General features: G+C 72.3%; 15 protein-coding genes. 7 read left to right on the plus strand and 8 right to left on the minus strand.

Going from position 1 to position 17,474, the window contains the following annotated elements:
• Positions 1–13: 13 nt before the first annotated feature.
• Complete coding sequence (locus tag ACGFR9_RS19410) at positions 14–520, plus strand: transposase (RefSeq protein WP_393209897.1); 507 nt, start codon at positions 14–16, stop codon at positions 518–520.
• A 558-nt stretch (positions 521–1,078) separates the two neighbouring features.
• Here ACGFR9_RS19410 and ACGFR9_RS19415 read toward each other — a convergent pair.
• From ACGFR9_RS19415 to ACGFR9_RS19430, 4 genes are read right to left on the minus strand one after another with little or no spacing between them, the layout of a single operon-like run.
• Positions 1,079–2,428 carry an AAA domain-containing protein gene (locus tag ACGFR9_RS19415; protein WP_393209900.1) on the minus strand — a complete coding sequence of 450 codons (1,350 nt, stop codon included), beginning with the start codon at positions 2,426–2,428 and terminating at the stop codon, positions 1,079–1,081.
• Positions 2,425–4,026, minus strand: a complete 1,602-nt coding sequence (locus ACGFR9_RS19420) for a hypothetical protein (RefSeq protein ID WP_393209903.1) — start codon at positions 4,024–4,026, stop codon at positions 2,425–2,427. Before ACGFR9_RS19420 ends, ACGFR9_RS19415 begins: the two co-directional genes overlap by 4 nt.
• Positions 4,017–5,156 (minus strand): hypothetical protein, encoded by a 1,140-nt coding sequence (locus tag ACGFR9_RS19425; protein ID WP_393209906.1) that lies wholly within the window; start codon positions 5,154–5,156, stop codon positions 4,017–4,019. The genes ACGFR9_RS19420 and ACGFR9_RS19425 overlap by 10 nt, the downstream gene beginning before the upstream one ends.
• The gene (locus ACGFR9_RS19430; protein WP_393209909.1) at positions 5,107–6,066 is read right to left on the minus strand and encodes a phosphatase PAP2 family protein; all 960 of its coding nucleotides are present in this window, start codon (positions 6,064–6,066) and stop codon (positions 5,107–5,109) included. Before ACGFR9_RS19430 ends, ACGFR9_RS19425 begins: the two co-directional genes overlap by 50 nt.
• 187 nt (positions 6,067–6,253) lie before the next feature.
• Here ACGFR9_RS19430 and ACGFR9_RS19435 point away from each other — a divergent pair, with 187 nt between their 5' ends.
• Positions 6,254–6,850 carry a histidine phosphatase family protein gene (locus ACGFR9_RS19435; protein WP_393209912.1) on the plus strand — a complete coding sequence of 199 codons (597 nt, stop codon included), beginning with the start codon at positions 6,254–6,256 and terminating at the stop codon, positions 6,848–6,850.
• 330 nt (positions 6,851–7,180) lie between these two features.
• Here ACGFR9_RS19435 and ACGFR9_RS19440 read toward each other — a convergent pair whose 3' ends face one another.
• A complete protein-coding gene (locus tag ACGFR9_RS19440; protein ID WP_393209915.1) occupies positions 7,181–8,632 on the minus strand; it encodes a hypothetical protein in 1,452 nt (483 codons plus the stop codon).
• Positions 8,633–8,888: 256 nt separating this feature from the next.
• On the opposite strand from ACGFR9_RS19440, the gene ACGFR9_RS19445 reads away from it, so the two are divergent.
• Together ACGFR9_RS19445 and ACGFR9_RS19450 are read left to right on the plus strand one after the other, a co-directional pair.
• Positions 8,889–9,275, plus strand: coding sequence for a hypothetical protein (locus tag ACGFR9_RS19445; protein WP_393209918.1), 387 nt, complete (start codon positions 8,889–8,891; stop codon positions 9,273–9,275).
• A gap of 153 nt (positions 9,276–9,428) precedes the next feature.
• Positions 9,429–10,289: a spermidine synthase gene (locus ACGFR9_RS19450; RefSeq protein WP_393209921.1), complete on the plus strand. Its 861-nt coding sequence runs from the start codon at positions 9,429–9,431 to the stop codon at positions 10,287–10,289.
• A 195-nt stretch (positions 10,290–10,484) separates the two neighbouring features.
• Here ACGFR9_RS19450 and ACGFR9_RS19455 read toward each other — a convergent pair whose 3' ends face one another.
• The gene (locus ACGFR9_RS19455) at positions 10,485–11,036 is read right to left on the minus strand and encodes a hypothetical protein (RefSeq protein WP_393209924.1); all 552 of its coding nucleotides are present in this window, start codon (positions 11,034–11,036) and stop codon (positions 10,485–10,487) included.
• A gap of 109 nt (positions 11,037–11,145) precedes the next feature.
• On the opposite strand from ACGFR9_RS19455, the gene ACGFR9_RS19460 reads away from it, so the two are divergent.
• The 3 genes from ACGFR9_RS19460 to ACGFR9_RS19470 all read left to right on the plus strand — a co-directional run bounded on the left by ACGFR9_RS19460 (position 11,146) and on the right by ACGFR9_RS19470 (position 14,826).
• Positions 11,146–11,853 carry a response regulator transcription factor gene (locus tag ACGFR9_RS19460; protein WP_393209927.1) on the plus strand — a complete coding sequence of 236 codons (708 nt, stop codon included), beginning with the start codon at positions 11,146–11,148 and terminating at the stop codon, positions 11,851–11,853.
• Entirely contained in the window at positions 11,850–13,262 is a 1,413-nt protein-coding gene (locus ACGFR9_RS19465; RefSeq protein ID WP_393209930.1) for a sensor histidine kinase, read from the plus strand. Before ACGFR9_RS19460 ends, ACGFR9_RS19465 begins: the two co-directional genes overlap by 4 nt.
• Positions 13,263–13,371: 109 nt before the next feature.
• Positions 13,372–14,826, plus strand: coding sequence for a cellulose binding domain-containing protein (locus ACGFR9_RS19470; protein ID WP_393209933.1), 1,455 nt, complete (start codon positions 13,372–13,374; stop codon positions 14,824–14,826).
• Positions 14,827–15,015: 189 nt separating this feature from the next.
• On the opposite strand, the gene ACGFR9_RS19475 is transcribed toward ACGFR9_RS19470, so the two are convergent.
• The gene (locus tag ACGFR9_RS19475; protein WP_393209935.1) at positions 15,016–16,455 is read right to left on the minus strand and encodes a GH1 family beta-glucosidase; all 1,440 of its coding nucleotides are present in this window, start codon (positions 16,453–16,455) and stop codon (positions 15,016–15,018) included.
• Between the two features lie 110 nt (positions 16,456–16,565).
• Positions 16,566–17,471: a carbohydrate ABC transporter permease gene (locus tag ACGFR9_RS19480; protein ID WP_393209938.1), complete on the minus strand. Its 906-nt coding sequence runs from the start codon at positions 17,469–17,471 to the stop codon at positions 16,566–16,568.
• Positions 17,472–17,474: the final 3 nt, after the last annotated feature.

Below are 17,474 nucleotides of genomic sequence, written 5' to 3' on the forward strand. Positions count from 1 at the left end.
CGAAGGGCCGTACGTGGTCCCGGCGTGGCCGGACTCCGGTGATCAAGGTGACGGGGAGGGGCTCGGGCCGGGTCCTGATGGCCGGGATGATCTGCCTCAGACCGGGCCGCGAGACCCGTCTGATCTACCGGACGCAGACATACCGGGGCCGTACGGGCGAGAGAAGGGCTTCAGGGCTCGCGAGTTCGCCGCCCTTCTCACCGATACGTACCGACGACTCGGGGCGCCGCTGATCGTGGTGTGGGACAACGCCAGCACCCACCACGCCAAGGCCCTGCGGGAGTTCTGCGACCGCAACAGCGACTGGCTCACCATCGTCAAGCTCCCGCCCTACGCGCCCGACCTCAATCCCGTCGAAGGTGTCTGGGCCCATGTGAAGAAGTCCCTGGCCAATCTTGCACCCCGCGCGATCGAAGACCTCACTCCGCTCGTGAAGAACCGCCTACGCGGTATCCAACGTCGGCCTGAGGTCCTCGACGGATTTATCGCCGAGACCGGACTGGCGCTGGAGCCCCCGTAACCCAGTCACCCCACCCTTTCAACGTCAGCGGCAACGTTGGCGGACGTCTACCGCGGCAGGTGGCTTGTCGGGGGTCGTCGTTGACAGGACCGAGGGCGCTGGTCAGGGCGTCGATGGCCGGGCGTTGGAGGCGCAGCCTTGCGTGGGTGCGGGCGCCCGCCACAGTAAGTGACCGTCCATGGAGGCGGACAGCGCGTACGTCCCACCACTCGCCGCTCCTGATTCGGTGGCGCCGCTTCTCGATTCGGGCGATCTCGTCCCACCGGATACTTCTGCGACCGGTGAGGGTGTGGAGCTACACCCCTGGGCGTGAGGAGCGTCCGTCCGTAGCCACGGTTGGCGATGTGGAAGAACGCGGTCAGCCAGAAGGCCCTGACGCCGCCAACCCACCACCATCGGTTTGTGGCCTGCGTGGGCAGTGCCGTGGTTGGCGCCGCACCGGCCCAGACGAGCGTCAGGAAGCCGGTCCACCACCAGTCACTTTGCCGGGCACGGGCTTCGAGGCCGATCCATATGCCGGGCACAGCCGCGATGCTGCAGACCTCTGGTGAGTCCTGGTCAGGTTCGCCACTCCACCCGGTGTTCCGCCAGGTGGGCCAGTACCGCGTGGTTCGCCTCCCAGCCGTCCGGGAATTTGACCAGGGTTCCGAGCTGGACCGGTTCCGTGGACGGGTAGTCGTCGAGCAGGTCCGTTACTCCCTCTCGGCAGACCACGATGCAGGCGTGGCGGTGGCGGGAGGTCAGGACGCAGAGGCGGCCGGTTTCCAGGTGGAAGGCCGTGGCGTCGGGGCGGCCGGAGAGGGGGTGGAGGACGACCGTGACGTCGTATTCGCGGCCCTGGAGGCGGTTCGCCGTGTCCACCGTGACGTCTGTTACGGCCAGTTCCGTGAGGGCTGAACGGATTGCCGCCGCCTGGTCTCTGTGGGCTGTGCCCACCGCGATGCGGTCCGCCGTGAGGGGGGTCGGGTCAGAGGAGCGTTCGGAGGTCGCCGCGCCGCCGCGGTCCAGGAGGCGGCGGACCAGCAGGGCGACCGCGTGGATCGCCTCCGGGTCCGTGCGGGGGGTGTGGCGGGCGGGGAGCTGCAGGAGGGACCAGCCCGACGCCGCCGCCTCGTCGATCACCCGGTCCGGGGGCGTGCCGTCCGACGGGACCGAGAACGAGAGCGCGCGGTCATCGTGCGTCGTGCCGCTGCGGAACGGGGTGAACGGGTAGAACGCGTCCGACACCAGGGGCGCCGCCGAGGCCGGGAGGCGCCAGGAGACCGGGAGGCGGTGCTGGGGCAGGTCGGGGTTATGGGCCAGGAGGGTCGTGACCGCGGAGGCCGAGGGGTCGTACGACAGGCCCGCCCACTGTTCGCTGCCCACGATCGAGAACGGGTCCAGCTGGCCCGGGTCGCCGACGAACAGGGCCCGCTCGAACAGGCCCGCCACGGCGAGCAGCGCGTCCGAGCGCATCTGGTACGCCTCGTCGACGATCGCGTGCTCCCACGGCTCCACGCCCTTGACGTGCGCCCACTTCGCCGCCGTGGAGATCACCACGGGCAGACCGGTGAGATCGCCCGCCTTCGCCGACTTGCGGACGTTGTCCAGCGCGTCGAGGGCCTTGTCGTAGGGGTCCGTGTCGCTGCTGTGGAGGCGGCCCACCGGCAGGTCCGGGTTCTTCTCGGCGAGACGCAGGACCAGGTCGTCGACCTGGGCGTTGGTCTGCGCCACCACCATCAGCGGGCGGCCCGCCTCCGCCAGCTCCAGCGCCGCGCGCACCACCAGCGTGGACTTGCCGGCGCCCGGCGGGGAGTCCACGACGACACCTCGCGCGGTGCCGCGCAACGTGTCGCGGAGGATCGCGTCGGTGGCGCGGGTCGCCTCCGCGCCCGGATCGAACACGGCCTGCTGGGCGGGGGCGGTCACAGAACGTCCTCCTCGGTCACCGGGTCGGCGGGCTCCGGTACGGTCTCCTCACCGGGCGGGCCGCCATGGGTCCACGGGGTCTCCTCCGGGTCGGGCAGCTTCGCCCCGCCGCGCGGTTCGTGCTCGAACAGCGTGAAGCACACGCGGTCGCCCTTCTCCGGGACCGAACCCTCCTCCGGCTCCTTGCCCCGGCCCATCTTGTCCATGACACGCAGGACCAGCAGACCGCCGTCCGGGCCGTCCTCGTAGCCCACGAACTCCGCCGCCTGCGGTTTCCCGCCCAGCGAGCGGTACGCCCGCACCCGCTCACCGAGGTGCGGGCGGTCGTCCGTGCGGACGGTGACCAGCGGGCGCGGGCTCGGACGCTTGCTCTCGCTGTACGCCATCACCACATCGACCACCTCGCCCGCGAACGCCTCCCCGGACAGCCGCCGGGCCGCCATCGCCAGCGGGTCGTCGAGCGCCTCCTGGGCCTCGAGGCGGGCCTGCTCCCGCTCGCGCGTGGCGAGCTTGTTCGCCGCCGTGACCGCGTCGTCGCGGCGCGGCTGCGGCGGCTCGCCCGCCGTCACACGGTCCCGGTGGCCGGTGAACGACCAGCGGTCACGCGTCCAGCGCTCCTCCACGCGCGCGCCCTCCGGAAGCCCCGCCAGCAGATCGAGGCCCCTCCACACCGCGTCCCAGGTCGGCCTCGTACGGCTCTCCACCAGCGCGCGGATCTCCCGCTCGGCCCCGGTCAGCGCGCCCAGGCGGTCGTCGGCCTCCAGGCCGTCCTCCGCCGCCGCGAACGCCGTACGCGCGCGGTCGTAGCGCTCGATCGCCGGAGCGAGCAGCCTGTTGTCGAACGCCGGGTCGGTCGCCGGGCCCGCGGGCGGGCACAGCAACTGGCCGTCGGCGTCCCGCGCGAGCTCCGCCTCCTGCGCGGCCTCCGCGCCCGAACGGCCCTCGGGCGGGTCGATCCAGGCGAGCAGCGCCCCCAGGTGCTGGTCCTCCAGGGAGGACTGACCGGTCGCCCAGTGCCGCGACAGTACGTCCGTCATGGCGAGCAGCAGGGACGATCCCGGCACCCGGGACCGCTCCCCGAAGTGCGTCAGCCACCGCCCGAGCAGCGGCACGTGCGGCGGCGCAGGGAACGGGGCCTCCGGGTCCTGCTCCGCCGTACGCCTGAAACGCGTCGACCGGCCGAGCAGCCGTACGAGGTCGATGCCGGCCCGGGACGGAACGATCAGCTGGGGCGCGTCCGCGCACAGCTCGACCTCGACCTTGACCCGCTTGCCGGTCTCCGGGTCGGTCTCCGAGCGTTCGGCGGCCTCCACCAGGTCCGCGAAACCGTCCAGATACGGCAGCACCACGTCGGCCAGCTCGGCCAGGAACGCGAACCGCAGGTCGCGGTCGCGCGGCTGCGGTACGGCCAGCAGGCGGGGCGCGTCCCGGTCGGTGCCCACCAGCGCGCCGAGCGGGGCGCCCGCCTCACCGGCGGTGATGAGCGGCACGAACACCAGAGGGCGCTCGGACAGATGCCGGTGCCTGACGGTGGCCGCGGGCTGGGCGCGGCCGGTGCTGACGGCCTCGAGGCGGGCGAGGGTGGCGATCAGGGACAAGGGGCCACCTCCGGGGCGGCCGTCGCCAGCGCCTCCGCGCGCAGGGCCGCCGCGCGCCGCAATGCCGCCACCGCCGGATCGCCGGGGTCACCGGCCTCACCGCGGGCGGCCGCCAGCACGTCCCCGATCGTCGTCAGCCCGCCCAGCTCCGCCCGCACCGGACGGCCCAGACGGGTCACCATGTCCTCGGCGCGGGAACGGTCTCGGCAGTGGAAGGCCAGCTCGCACGCGGACAGGCACTCCGGCGCGTAGGCCGCCGGGACCGACTCCACCGCCTCCGCCAGCTGTTCGGCGGGCAGCTCCGGAGAGAAGCACGTGCCCTCAGGGAGCGTGTCGGCGATCTCCTCGATCCTGGTCAGCCGGTCCAGCTGCCGGGAGGTCACCGCCCGCTGCTTGCGCACGTCCACGGCGGACGCGGTGGGCAGGTTGGAGAAGTCCTTCGGGCACACCAGCAGGATCCGGTGCCGTACGCGCGGGGCGGACTCGAATCGCGTGGCGACCTGCTCGAGCGCCAGCACGTACACCGCCGCCTGGCGGGCCGCCGCGCCGACTTTCGCCGGGTCCGCGGCGCCGTCCAGCATCGGGAACGACTTGATCTCCACGACCGTCCAGCTGCCGTCCGGGTGCACCACCACCGCGTCCGGCTCCAGGAAGGCGGGGGACCCGGCCACGTCCAGCGCGAGCATCGGGTGGTCGAGCAACGTCCAGACGCCGGGCGACTCGGTGGCCTCGCGCAGCGCCAGCTCCGTACGGGCCGTACGCCCCTGGGGGCCCTGCGCGGCGAGGTCGGGCACACGGGCGCCGGCGGGCGGTTCGGCCGCGCGGTCCAGCTTCTCGTGAGCCAGGCGCAGCAGCTCCGTACCGCCGTCCGCCTTGACCTTCGCCTCGAACGCGTTGCCCCGCACGAACGCGAACTGGGACTGGCCGAAGACCGACGGCGAGCCCAGTGCGTCCGCCAGCACCGCCTTGTTCACCCCGGCGCCGTCGAGGATCGCGCGCCGTCTGCACCCCGGGTTGGCGGCGAGGGCGGCCAGGGCGCGCGCGTCCAGCGCCTTGGCCTGCACCTCCGGGCCGCGCAGCTCAGCGAGCCGGTGCCGCAGCGCCTTCTCCCGCGTCCGAGGGGGAGGCACCCGGTTCGGATCCTGATCCGTACCGCGACTCGGGGTACCGCTGCCGTGGAAATCGCTCACCCGGGGAAGTCTGGCATCCGGCACTGACAATCGGGGAAGGAGCGCCCTCGGAGTCCGCCGGGACGGGCGTGGCGCCGGGCAGGAAGCGGGCCTTCAGCCGGTCCGCGCCCCGCGTCACGAACGGGGCCAGCAGCAGACCGGCACCCATGACGGCGGCGCCCGCGGCCGCGTCGAGGAAGTAGTGGTTCGCGGTGCCCATCACCACGATCGTCGTCACCAGCGGATAGACCACGGCGGCCGTCTTCGTCAGCCGCGTACGGCCGTACCGCCACAGGATCACTCCGCACCACAGCGCCCAGCCCACATGGAGGCTCGGCATCGCCGCGTACTGGTTCGTCATACCGCCCAGCCCGCGCGGGGCGCTCGCCTCGCCGCCCCACCAGCCGTACGAGCTGTAGTGCGCCATCGTGTCCACGAAGCCGTAACTCGCGTCGAGCAGCCGGGGCGGGCACGTCGGCAGCAGGGTGAAACCGATCAGGCCGATGAACGTCGACGTCATCAGCCACGTCCGCGCGGCCCGGTAGCGCACCGCGTGGGAGCGGAACAGCCAGATGAGGACCGCCGGGGTCACCAGGTAGTGCAGTGACGCGTACCAGAAGTCGGCGGGTATGCCGATCCATGGCTCACGCGTGAAGAGGCGGTTCAGCGGGTGCTCGGCGTTGAGGTACAGCGCCTTCTCTATGCGCAGGATCGCCAGGCCGTGGTCGACGGCGTCGGAGACGTCCCCGCGGACGACGAGCCGGCCGGCCGAGTAGCAGGCGTACACCAGGACGATGAGCGGCAGCTCCGTCCACCAGCGCAGCCGGGTCGCCGGGGCAGCCTCGGTGCCTGGTGTCTCGGTGTGCGGCATCCGATCGCTCCCCCTTCTTCGTTCTTGTGGCGCCCCGGTCGGCGGCCAGCCACTCTACGGTGTGGACGCGTCCCACGTGACATGCCCTCGGCCCTGAGAGACGCGGAGATCGCCCCTCGGGTTGCCCCTGACCAGCGTGCGCGATGATGGATGCGTTCCGCCTGCGATTTTTCCCGGAAGGTCTCCTATGGCACCGCGCATCCTGCTGGCCCGGCACGGACAGACCGCATGGTCACTGTCCGGCAAGCACACCGGCAGGACCGATGTGCCGCTCCTCGACGAGGGCCGGCAGGGGGCCAAGCTGCTCGGCGAGCGGCTGCGGCGGGCGCCGTACGACGGGCTGGCCGGGGTCGAGGTGCGGACCAGTCCGCTGGTGCGCGCGCGGGAGACGTGTGAGCTGGCGGGGTTCGGTGAGCGGGCGGACGTGTGGGACACGCTCATGGAGTGGGACTACGGGGCGTACGAGGGGCTGACGCCGGCGGAGATACAGGTTGTGCGTCCGGGGTGGCTGATCTGGCGGGACGGGGTGCCGGAGGGGGAGACGCTCGCGGAGGTGACCGCGCGGGCGGATGAGGTGGTCGCCTGGGCGCGGGGGGCTTCGCGGGATGTGCTGGTCTTCGCGCATGGGCATGTGCTTCGGGCGATCGGGGCTCGGTGGTTGGGGCTGCCGCTGTCGTTCGCGGCGCGGATTCGTTTGAATCCGACGTCGCTGTCCGTGCTGGGGTGGGCGTACGGGGAGCCGGCGATCGAGTCGTGGAACGAGACCGGGCATCTGGCGGGCTGAGCTTCGGTTGTGGCCGGCGTTCACGGGTGCGCCGCGGGGGAGCTGGGCGGGGGTGTTGCGCGGCCCGGCGTTTGCGGGGTGCCGCTGCGCCCACCCGTGCCGCCATAGCGGCACGATTGCCCGCTGTTACGCGGTGCGGGCATCCGCGTGGGAGCTGGGCGGGGGTGTTGCGCGGCCCGGCGTTTGCGGGGTGCCGCTGCGCCCACCCGTGCCGCCGTAGCGGCACGATTGCCCGCAGTTACGCGGTGCGGGCCCACCCACGATTGCCCGCAGTTACGCGGTGCGGGCCCACCCACGATTGCCCGCAGCTGCGGAGGCGGTGCAGTTGGCCTATACCGCGCGGGGTAGGGAGGCGTGGCGGTCCAGGAAGGTGGAGACCTCGGCTGCTCGGCGGTGGGGGAGGAGGACTCGGGACGTGCCTGCCAGCATCGTGCGGACGCGGGAGGACTGGACCTCGTTGAGGAGGTCCAGGACGCGCATGCCCGCCGTGGCCGCCTCGTCGGGGCGGCCGCCCCGGGCCAGGTCGTCGGCCAGTTCCGCCGTGTACAGGGCGATGTTGCGGGTGAAGTGCGGATCCTGGAGTTCCGCCGCCCTGCGCGCGTGCCGTGCCGCGCGCGGCCAGTCGCCCAGCGTCGACCAGCACTGCGCCTCCAGGCCCTCCAGCTCCGCCTCGCCGTAGAAGCTCATCCACTCGGGGTCCGCCTCCGCCGGACCGCGGTCGAAGTACGCCTGCGCGCGTGCCAGTGCCTGCTCGCAGCCCGTGCGGTCGGCGAGCCCCGCCCAGCCGCCCGCCTCCCGCAGCGCCAGCAGCGACATCAGCCGTGGCGAGCCCAGCGGACGCGCCGCCCGCTGGGCGGCCTGCGCCGCCCGTACCGCCTCCCGCGGCCGGCCCGTGTCCCGCGCGAGGAAGGCCGTATTGCAGAAGGCGTGCGCCTCGACACCCGGATCCCCCGTCACCCGCGCGGTCGCCAGCGCCTCCGCGTAGTGCGAACGCGCGTCGTCGAAACGGCCCGAGTCGTGCGCCAGCCAGCCCACCGAGATGGCCAGCTCACCGGCGCCCGCGTACAGCCGGTCGGCCGTGCGCTGCCGGGTCGTCCCGGCGTCCAGCAGCGCGTAGGCGGCCCGCAAGGGGGCCGCCGCCCGGCGGTACAGCCCGTCGGCCCCGTGCCGGTCGTCCAGCAGCCGGATCCGGCGTACGGCCTCCTCCAGCGCGCCCGCGTCGCTCGCCCCCGGGCGGCGCACGGCGCGCTGCGCCGCCGAGGCGTCCGGGGCGAATCCGTACGGGCCCAGCGAGGCGGCCGCCATCGTGGCGCCCCCTCCGGTCATGAATGCGCGACGCAGCACGTCGCTCTCCTCGTGGTCGTGCGTGTCGTACGTGTCGTACCGGTCCTGCGTCTCATACGGCTCGTACGCCCCGCTGTTCTCAGTCGTGGCGTTCGCCGGGTTCTCGGTGCGGGCCGGGAGCCGGTCGTCCCCCGCGGCCCGCGTTCCGCGCCCGCGCACCGACGAGCGGGGCGCGAAGCCCAGGTCGGTCAGTGTGCGGCCGGGGAACATGTGCAGGAACACCCGCTCATAGGCGTAGTTCGGGCAGCGGATCTCACCCGCCTCGACGCGGTGCACATACCGAGCGTCACAGCTGACCCGCTCGCCGATCTCGCGGGCGGCCCGCCGGACCACCGCGGCGAACTCGGCCGGCGAGCGCGCTCCGCGCAGTCGCCGGAAGACGAGATTCGGCCGTGGGGGCCGTGGGGGCTGGGACGAGGGCACCGTTGACGACGCCATGGCCGGGTCCTCTCTGCGAACCGTCGAACCATGCCGGAATCAGGACGAGTTGTCCGAGTGCTGCCCTGTTTCCGGCGGGCTAGAACGTACCTGCTGTGACGGAGTCACTACGCGAAGTTTGGCAACAATCCGGATATGTCATCCGTGATCTGCCATGAACTGCCATCCTTTGCGGCGGACTTTCGCCGTAGCCGTTGACGTATCGGCTCGTTGTGCCTTTCGTACCGAGGGCCCTGTGTGCGTGGTGGAGGCCGGGATGATGACCAGTCGGAGCAACGATCCGTTGGAGCTGCCGAACACGGAGTGTGACGTGGTCACGGTTCCGGCGCGACAGGGTCTGGAGGCGGTCGACATCCTGCGGAGGGGGGCGGGGGACGCGGTGGGGCCTGTGCTGCATGACGACGGGTGCGACACGTTGGGGTTTCTGGTGCCACCGGGGACGGCCGCGGGGTGGGACGTGCCGGGGAGTACGTGTACGGATACCGACGGGTGCGGGCTGAGCGTGGTGCCGACGGCGTCTGCGGAGGGGTCGGAGTGGCTGCTGCCGCCGGGGGAGGTCGAGCCGGCGACGGATCCCGCGATGCTGCGGGAGGCGTTGGACGAGGCCCAGCGGTTGATCGAGGCCGCGGACGGGTGTGCGTGAGATTTTCGGCCGGGGGAGGGGTTTTCGCCCCCGCCGCCCCTACCCGTTCCCGTCCTCACCAGGGGCGCTGCCCCTGGACCCCGCTCCTCAAGCGCCGGAGGGGCTGGGGGTAGTGCCGGAGGGGCTCGAAGCGTTGCCTGGGACAATGGCGGGATGGGCAGGGCAAGGGGTAAGCAGGCCGGTGGTGACGGTGTTGTCGAGCGGGTCGATGGTGGGGTCGCCCGGCTTGTCGCTGATCGGGACCGGGGGCGTGGGTGGACGTTGTTGATCGACGACGCGCCTCAGTCGCATGTCGATCTCGATGACCCCGCGTATCTGTCCTTCGAGTACCAGCGGCGGTTCGGGCATGTCGTCGATCTCGTCGCCCCGCCCGGTAAGCCCCTGCGGGCCGTGCATCTCGGCGGTGGTGCCCTCACCCTCGCGCGGTACGTCGCCGCCACCCGCCCCCGTTCCACCCAGCAGGTCGTCGAGCGGGACGCGGCGCTGGTGTCACTGGTCCGGCGTGAACTGCCACTGGACCCGCAGGCCCGCATCCGGGTGCGTTCGGTGGACGCCCGGGAAGGGCTCGCCAAGGTGCCGGACGGCTGGGCCGGGCTCGTCGTCGCCGACGTCTTCAGCGGGGCCCGTACGCCCGCCCACCTGACCTCGGCCGAGTTCCTCGACGACGTCCGTCGAGCCCTCGCCCCCGGCGGGGTCTACGCCGCCAACCTCGCCGACGGGCCGCCGCTCACGCATCTGCGCGGCCAGATCGCCACCGCGGCCGCCCGGTTCGCCGAACTCGCGCTGATCGCCGACCCCGCGATGCTGCGCGGCAAACGCTTCGGCAACGCCGTCCTGGTCGCCTCCGACGCGCCCCTGCCCCTCGCCGAACTGACCCGACGGGCCGCCTCCGACCCCCACCCGGGCCGCGTCCAACACGGCCGCGAACTGGTCGACTTCACCGGCGGAGCCGCCCCCGTGACCGACACGACGGCGGTCGCCTCACCGGCACCACCGGCTTCCGTGTTCCAGTGACCGGGTGGGCCCCGGGCCTCGATCTCCCGGTGAGCAGGGGCCCTTGGGCGGACGCTTCACCGGTGCCGGCACCGATCGGGCGGGCCGGATGCGCGGGCTTCCGGGTGGTGGTGGGCACAGGGCGGCACGGTCGCGTGCCGGGTGCCCGCCGCTTCCCGGCCCGGAGACGGGTCCGACACCCCGTGGCGGAGCCCCTCAGTACGTCTGGATCTCCACCCGGGGCGGGCCGTCGTGCCAGGTGCAGAACACCGTCACCCGGTCCGCGCCCGAGCTGAACTCCACCCGGATCCAGGTCTCCGTCTTCCACACCTGCATCGACCAGCCAGCCCCCGGAGTCGCCGACACCAGCGACGCGGACGTGTCGCCGAGGTCGAACACCGCCCGGCCGCCCCTGGTGTCGTAGCCCTTCACCTCACCGGAGGCGGCGGGAGCCGCGGGGGAGGAGGCGGCGGGCGGGGGCGTCGTGGCCTGGGGGGTGGTCGGGGCCGGTGCCGGGGCCGACGGTGCGGCGGGCTTCTCCGACTGCTTCGGCGGCTGCGTGTCCGGCTTCGACGGCTGCGGTCCCGACGGCCGGTGCGTCGACGACGACACCGCCTGAGACTGCTCGTGCGCCGCCGCGATGGGCAGGGCGCGGGGCGGATCGTAGGCGGTGCCCGTCATCACCGTGCTGACGCCCCACCACGACAGCGTGACCGCCGCGCCCGTGGCCAGCAGCCAGGCCAGTACATGTACGAGTCCTCTGCGCATCGTGCGCCCATACTGCCCCATCCACCTCAGGAGTGTCGCGGCTGCGGAGGTTTCCGGAGTTGTCCACAGGCCCGTACGAGGCTGCCCGGCATGGCGTACGGTGCGGCGCATGGCAAGTGTTCTCGTGGTCGAGGACGACCAGTTCGTACGCTCCGCGCTGATCCGGCAGCTCACCGACGCCTCGCACACCGTGCGCAGCGTGGGCACGGCGCTGGAGGCGCTGCGCGAGGTCGCCCACTTCCGTTTCGACGTGGTCGTCCTGGACCTCGGGCTGCCCGATCTCGACGGCTCCGAGGCACTGAAGATGCTGCGTGGCATCACCGACGTACCGGTGATCATCGCGACCGCCCGGGACGACGAGACGGAGATCGTACGACTGCTCAACGCGGGCGCGGACGACTATCTGACCAAACCTTTCTCGGTGGAGCACCTGTCGGCCCGGATGGCGGCCGTACTCCGCCGGGCCCGCTCCGGCGGAGGCGAGGCGGCGCCCTCCCCCGTGATCCGCGTCGGCGGCCTGACCGTCGACCCCCTGCGCCGCCAGGCCGAACTGGACGGCGTGCGACTCGACCTGACCCGACGTGAGTTCGACCTGCTCGCCTTCCTCGCCCGCCGGCCCGGAGTGGTCGTCCCCCGCAAAGAGCTCCTCGCCGAGGTGTGGCAGCAGTCCTACGGCGACGACCAGACCATAGACGTCCATCTGTCCTGGCTGCGCCGCAAGTTGGGGGAGACCGCCGCGCGGCCCCGCTATCTGCACACCCTGCGGGGCGTCGGCGTGAAGCTGGAGCCCCCGGCCGGAGCGGAGCAGCCGCGATGAGATGGGCCCTGGTGAAGGTGTCGCTGGCGGTGACCGCGATGGTCGTGGTCGCGTTCGCGGTGCCGCTCGGACTGGTCATCCGGGAGATGGCCCGCGACCGCGCCTTCTCCAACGCGGAGCGGGAGGCGGCGGCCGTCGCCCCCGCGCTGTCCATCACCACCGACCGCGAAGAGCTCGAACGCGTCGTCGCCTCCGCCGGCTCCGACGCCGCGATGGCCGTGCACATCCCGGCCGGCCAGGGCGGCGAGCCCCTCGGCATAGGGCAACGACGGGCCACCGAGGAGGACATCGAGGCGGTACGGAAACTGGGGCGCGCCTCCACGGCCACGGTGACCGGAGGTTCCACGCTGCTCCAGCCGGTTGCGCTCAGCAGCGGCGAGATCGCCATCGTCGAGGTGTTCGTCCCCGAGGCCGAGGTCACCAACGGGGTCGGCACGGCCTGGGCGGTGCTCGCCGGAGTCGGCGTCGCCCTGATCCTCGGCTCGGTCGCGGTCGCCGACCGGCTGGGCGTACGGATGGTGCGGCCCGCACAGCGGCTGGTGGAGGGGGCGCACGAGCTGGGAGAGGGCAAGCTGGGCGCCCGCGTGCCGGAGGAGGGGCCGACCGAACTGCGCCTCGCGGCGGTCGCGTTCAACTCCATGGCCGACCAGGTCGTCCAACTCCTCGCCAACGAGCGGGAGCTGGCCGCCGACCTGTCCCACCGGCTGCGTACCCCGCTGACCGTGCTGCGGCTCAACGCCGCCTCGCTGGGAGACGGTCCGGCCGCCGAGCAGACCCGGGCGGCGGTCGAGCAGCTGGAGCGGGAGGTCGACACCATCATCCGCACCGCCCGGGACGCCAAGCCGCAGACCGCCGCCGCCGGACCGGGCGCCGGCTGCGACGCGGCCGAAGTGGTGCGGGAGCGGATGTCGTTCTGGTCGGCGCTCGCCGAGGACGAGGGCCGCAAATGGCGGATGGCCGGCGCCGACCGGCCGGTGCGGATACCCGTGGCCCGTACGGACCTGGCCGCCGCCCTCGACGCGCTGCTCGGCAATGTCTTCCGGCACACCGCCGAGGGCACCGCCTTCGCGGTCGACGTGCACAACGGCGAGGACGCGGTGATCGTGCTGGTCTCCGACGCGGGCCCCGGCATACCCGACCCGGAGACGGCGATGGCGCGCGGCCGGGGCTCCGGCAGCGACGGCTCGACCGGGCTCGGCCTGGACATCGTGCGCCGGCTCGCCGAGTCCACCGGCGGGGACGTACGGATCGGCTCGTCGGTGCTCGGCGGGACAGAGGTGCGGATCTGGCTCCAGCTCGACGGACGCGAGCGGGCACCCCGGCGGCGCGGACACCGGGGGACCGTGCGCCGCCGTCGCGGACCCGGCAGGCTGGTCCCCTCCTTTAACCGCTCCCGATCCCTTCCTTAAGCGCACCCTAAGATCCGCAACCGCCTCCCGGGTCAGGCGTTTTGTCCGATTCAAGCTCGCTAGCGTGCTGCCGCACACCCCCTCGAACGGCAACGAAGGCAGGCACGCGATGAGCACGCACCGGCGCAGGGTCAGTGGCAGGAACAAGGCGATCGGCGCGGTGGTCGCGGCGGCCGTGGCCGGCGGCGGGGCGTTCCTGTTCACCAGCACCGCCCAGGCGGCCGGTGTCGGCGCCGCGTACACCAGGACCAGCGAGTGGACGACCGGGTACACCGCCCAGTACGTGGTCACCAACAACAGCGGCGAGCGGAACCAGGACTGGAAGCTCGAGTTCGACCTGCCCGCCGGCACCGAGCTCGGCTCGCTGTGGAACGCCGAGTCCAGCGTCAGCGGCCGGCACGTCACCGTGCGGTCCGCGAAGTGGGACACCGACGGCCTGGCCGCCGGCGAGTCCGTCACCGTCGGCTTCGTCGCCAAGGGCACCGGCGACCCGAGCGGCTGTCTCGTCGACGGCGCCTCCTGCGGTGCGGAGACCGCCCCCACGCCCGAGCCCAGCGGCCGTCCCACCGACGCCCCGACCCCCACCGAGGAGCCCACCCCCACCGAGGAGCCGACGAAGACCGAGGAGCCGACTGCCGAACCCACCCAGAGCACCGGCACCGGCACCGAGGCCGGCGCGGGCTTCGCGCCCTACGTCGACACCTCCCTCTTCCCCGCCTTCGACCTGGTCGCGACCGCCGAGGCGACCGGTGTGAAGAACTACAACCTCGCCTTCATCACCGACGGCGGCGGCTGCACCCCCAAGTGGGGCGGCGTGAGCGACCTCGGCGGCAACGCGGTCGCCGACCAGATCGGCGCCCTGCGCGCCAAGGGCGGCGACGTCCGGGTCTCCTTCGGCGGCGCCACCGGCTCCGAACTCGGCACCACCTGCACCTCGGCGGACGCGCTGGCCGCCGCCTACACCAAGGTCGTCGACACCTACCGGCTCACCAAGGTCGACTTCGACGTCGAGGGCAGCGCGCTGCCCGACACGGCCGCCAACACCCGCCGCGCCCAGGCCATCGCCAAGCTCCAGAAGAGCCACCCGGACCTGGACGTCTCCTTCACCCTCCCGGTGATGCCGGAGGGCCTCACCCAGGACGGCGTGAACCTGCTCGCCGACGCCAAGAGGAACGGCGTACGGATCGACGCCGTCAACATCATGGCGATGGACTACGGGCCGGCGTACAGCGACGACATGGGCACCTACGCCGAGCAGGCCGCCACCGCCACCCAGGCCCAGATCAAGAGTGTTCTCGGGCTCAGCGAGGCCGACGCCTGGAAGACGGTCGCCGTCACCCCGATGATCGGCGTCAACGACGTCGTCACCGAGATCTTCAAGGTCGAGGACGCCTCGCAGCTGGTGGACTTCGCCAAGTCCAGGGGCCTCGGCTGGCTGTCCATGTGGTCCGGCACCCGTGACCAGCAGTGCGCCGGCGGCACCAAGCCGTCCGCCGACCCCACCTGCAGCTCGATCCTCCAGGACCGGTTCGCCTTCTCGAAGGCGTTCGCCGCCTACAACTGACCCGCACCACGACAAGCCACCACGGGAAACGGGGAAGCGCGTGCCCCGGCCGGTCCACCCCCCCACCCGGCCGGGGCACCCGCACGTCCGGTGGCAGCCGGACACGCGAACGGGGCGCGGCACCCCCCAGGGCACCGCGCCCCGCCCCCCGTACCCCGCGTCCCCCGTTACCCGGAGCCCGAAAGCAGGTCAGATGCTCTCGGGCTCCGGGAGTACTCCCGACTTCGCCGCCCGCGCGTACCACAGGGCGCTGGACTTCGGGGTCCGCTGCTGGGTCGCGTAGTCGACGTACACCGCGCCGAAGCGCTTGTCGTAGCCGTACGCCCACTCGAAGTTGTCCATCAGGGACCACAGGTAGTAGCCGCGCACGTCCGCGCCGTCGGCGATGGCCCGGCGCACCGCCGACAGGTGGCCGTGCAGATAGGCGACGCGCTCGGGGTCGTGGACCTTGCCGTCGGCGTCGGGCTTGTCGTCGTAGGCCGCGCCGTTCTCGGTGATGTACAGCGGCAGTCCGGGCGACTCGCGGTTGTAGCGCATGATCAGCTCGTGCAGGCCGGTCGGGTCGACGGACCAGCCCATCTCGGTCTGCTCGCCCGGCGACTGGTGGAAGGCGACGTCGTCCGCGGCGGGCCACGGCGAGTGCTCGCTCGCCCCGTGACCGTCCGCCCGCGGCCCCTTGGCGTCCGGGTCCGCCGCCGAAACGAGCGTGGGCGTGTAGTAGTTGAGGCCGAGCGCGTCCAGCGGCTGGTGGATCAGGTCCAGGTCGCCGTCGAGGACGTACGACCAGTCGGTGAGCGACGAGGTCGCCTCCAGCAGCGTCTGGGGGTAGGCGCCGTGCAGGATGGGGCCGTGGAAGACGCCGCTCGACAGGTCGTCGATCTTGCGGGCCGCCGCCACGTCCGCCGGGTCGTCCGGCGACAGCGGGCGCACCACGGAGGAGTTGAGGCTGAGCGCGACCGAGTTGCGGGCCGGCATCACCGAACGCAGCGCCTTGGCGCCCAGGCCGTGCGCCAGGTTCAGGTGGTGGGCGGCCTTCAGCGAGGCCGCCGGGTCGGTACGGCCGGGGGCGTGCACCCCGGAGGCGTAGCCCAGGAAGGCGCTGCACCACGGCTCGTTGAGGGTGATCCAGTTCTCCACGCGGTCGCCGAGCGCCTCGCCCACGATCTGCGCGTACTCGGCGAAGCGGTAGGCGGTGTCGCGCTCGGGCCAGCCGCCCGCGTCCTCCAGCTCCTGCGGCAGATCCCAGTGGTAGAGGGTGACGGCCGGCTTGATGCCCTTGGCCAGCAGCTCGTCGACGAGGCGGCGGTAGAAGTCCAGACCGCGCTGCACGGCCGGGCCGCGGCCGGTCGGCTGGACCCGCGACCAGGAGACGGAGAAGCGGTAGGCGCCCAGATTCAGGCCCGCCATCATCGCCACGTCGTCGCGGTAGCGGTGGTAGTGGTCGTTGGCGATGTCACCGGTCTCGCCGCCGGCCGTCTTGCCCGGCGTGTGACTGAAGGTGTCCCAGATGGAAGGCGTACGCCCGTCCTCCCGCACCGCCCCCTCGATCTGGTACGCGGAGGTCGCGGCGCCCCAGAGGAAGGCGGGAGGAAAGGTCACCGGGGTCGCCGGCGTTGCGGAGTCAGACATGGAAGCGCTCCCATAGGAGGTCGTGGAAGACCGACGAGTACGAGGAACAAGGGGGTAAGGGGCCGGAGCGGTGGTGACCCGGCCCCCAGGGGTACGAAGCGAACGCGGGGTCAGCCCTTGACGGCGCCCTGCATGATGCCGCCCACGATCTGCTTGCCGAAGATCGCGAAGACCAGGAGCAGGGGCAGCGTACCCAGCAGCGCACCCGCCATGATCAGGGACTGGTCCGGGGTGTACCCGCGGCCGAGCCCCGCGACCGCCACCTGCACGGTCGGGTTGCCGGTCTGGGTCAGCACCAGGAACGGCCACAGGAAGTCGTTCCAGGCCTGTACGAACATCAGCATGCCGAGCACGGCCATCGCCGGGCGCGCGGCCGGGAACACCACGTGCCAGATCACCCGCCAGCTGCCCGCGCCGTCCACCCGCGCGGCCTCGATCACCTCGTCCGGCAGCGCCTGGAGCAGGTACTGCCGCATGAAGAACACGCCGAACGCGCTCACCAGCGACGGGAAGATGACCGCCTGCAGCTGGTCGGTCCAGTCGAGCTTGGCGACCATCATGTACAGCGGGATGATGCTGAGCTGCGGCGGGATCATCATCGTGCCGATGACGATCAGCATCAGCATGTTGCGGCCCTTGAAGCGCACCTTGGCGAAGGCGAACCCGGCGATCGTCGACAGCACGACGATGGTCACCGCCGAGACACCCGCCACGATCGTGGTGTTGAGGAACGCCTCACCGAGGTTGGCCTCGGTCCAGGCGATCTCCAGGTTCTTGAACAGGTTGGAGCCGAACCAGAACGGCGGCGGGGTCTCCGCCAGGCGCTGGTTGTCCCGGGACGCGGCGACCGCGGTCCAGAACAGCGGGAACAGCGATACGAGCGTGAACACGATCAGGATCACGTACGCGATCGGACCGCCGTGCAGCGTGCCGCCCGCCCGCGCGGACTTCGGCAGACGCGAACGCTTCGGTGCCTTGGCAGGCGGTGTCTCGGGGGGCGTCACAGTCGTCGTCACGGC

This window comes from Streptomyces sp. NPDC048584 (genome assembly GCF_043199595.1).
GTDB classification, from domain to species: domain Bacteria; phylum Actinomycetota; class Actinomycetes; order Streptomycetales; family Streptomycetaceae; genus Streptomyces; species Streptomyces edwardsiae.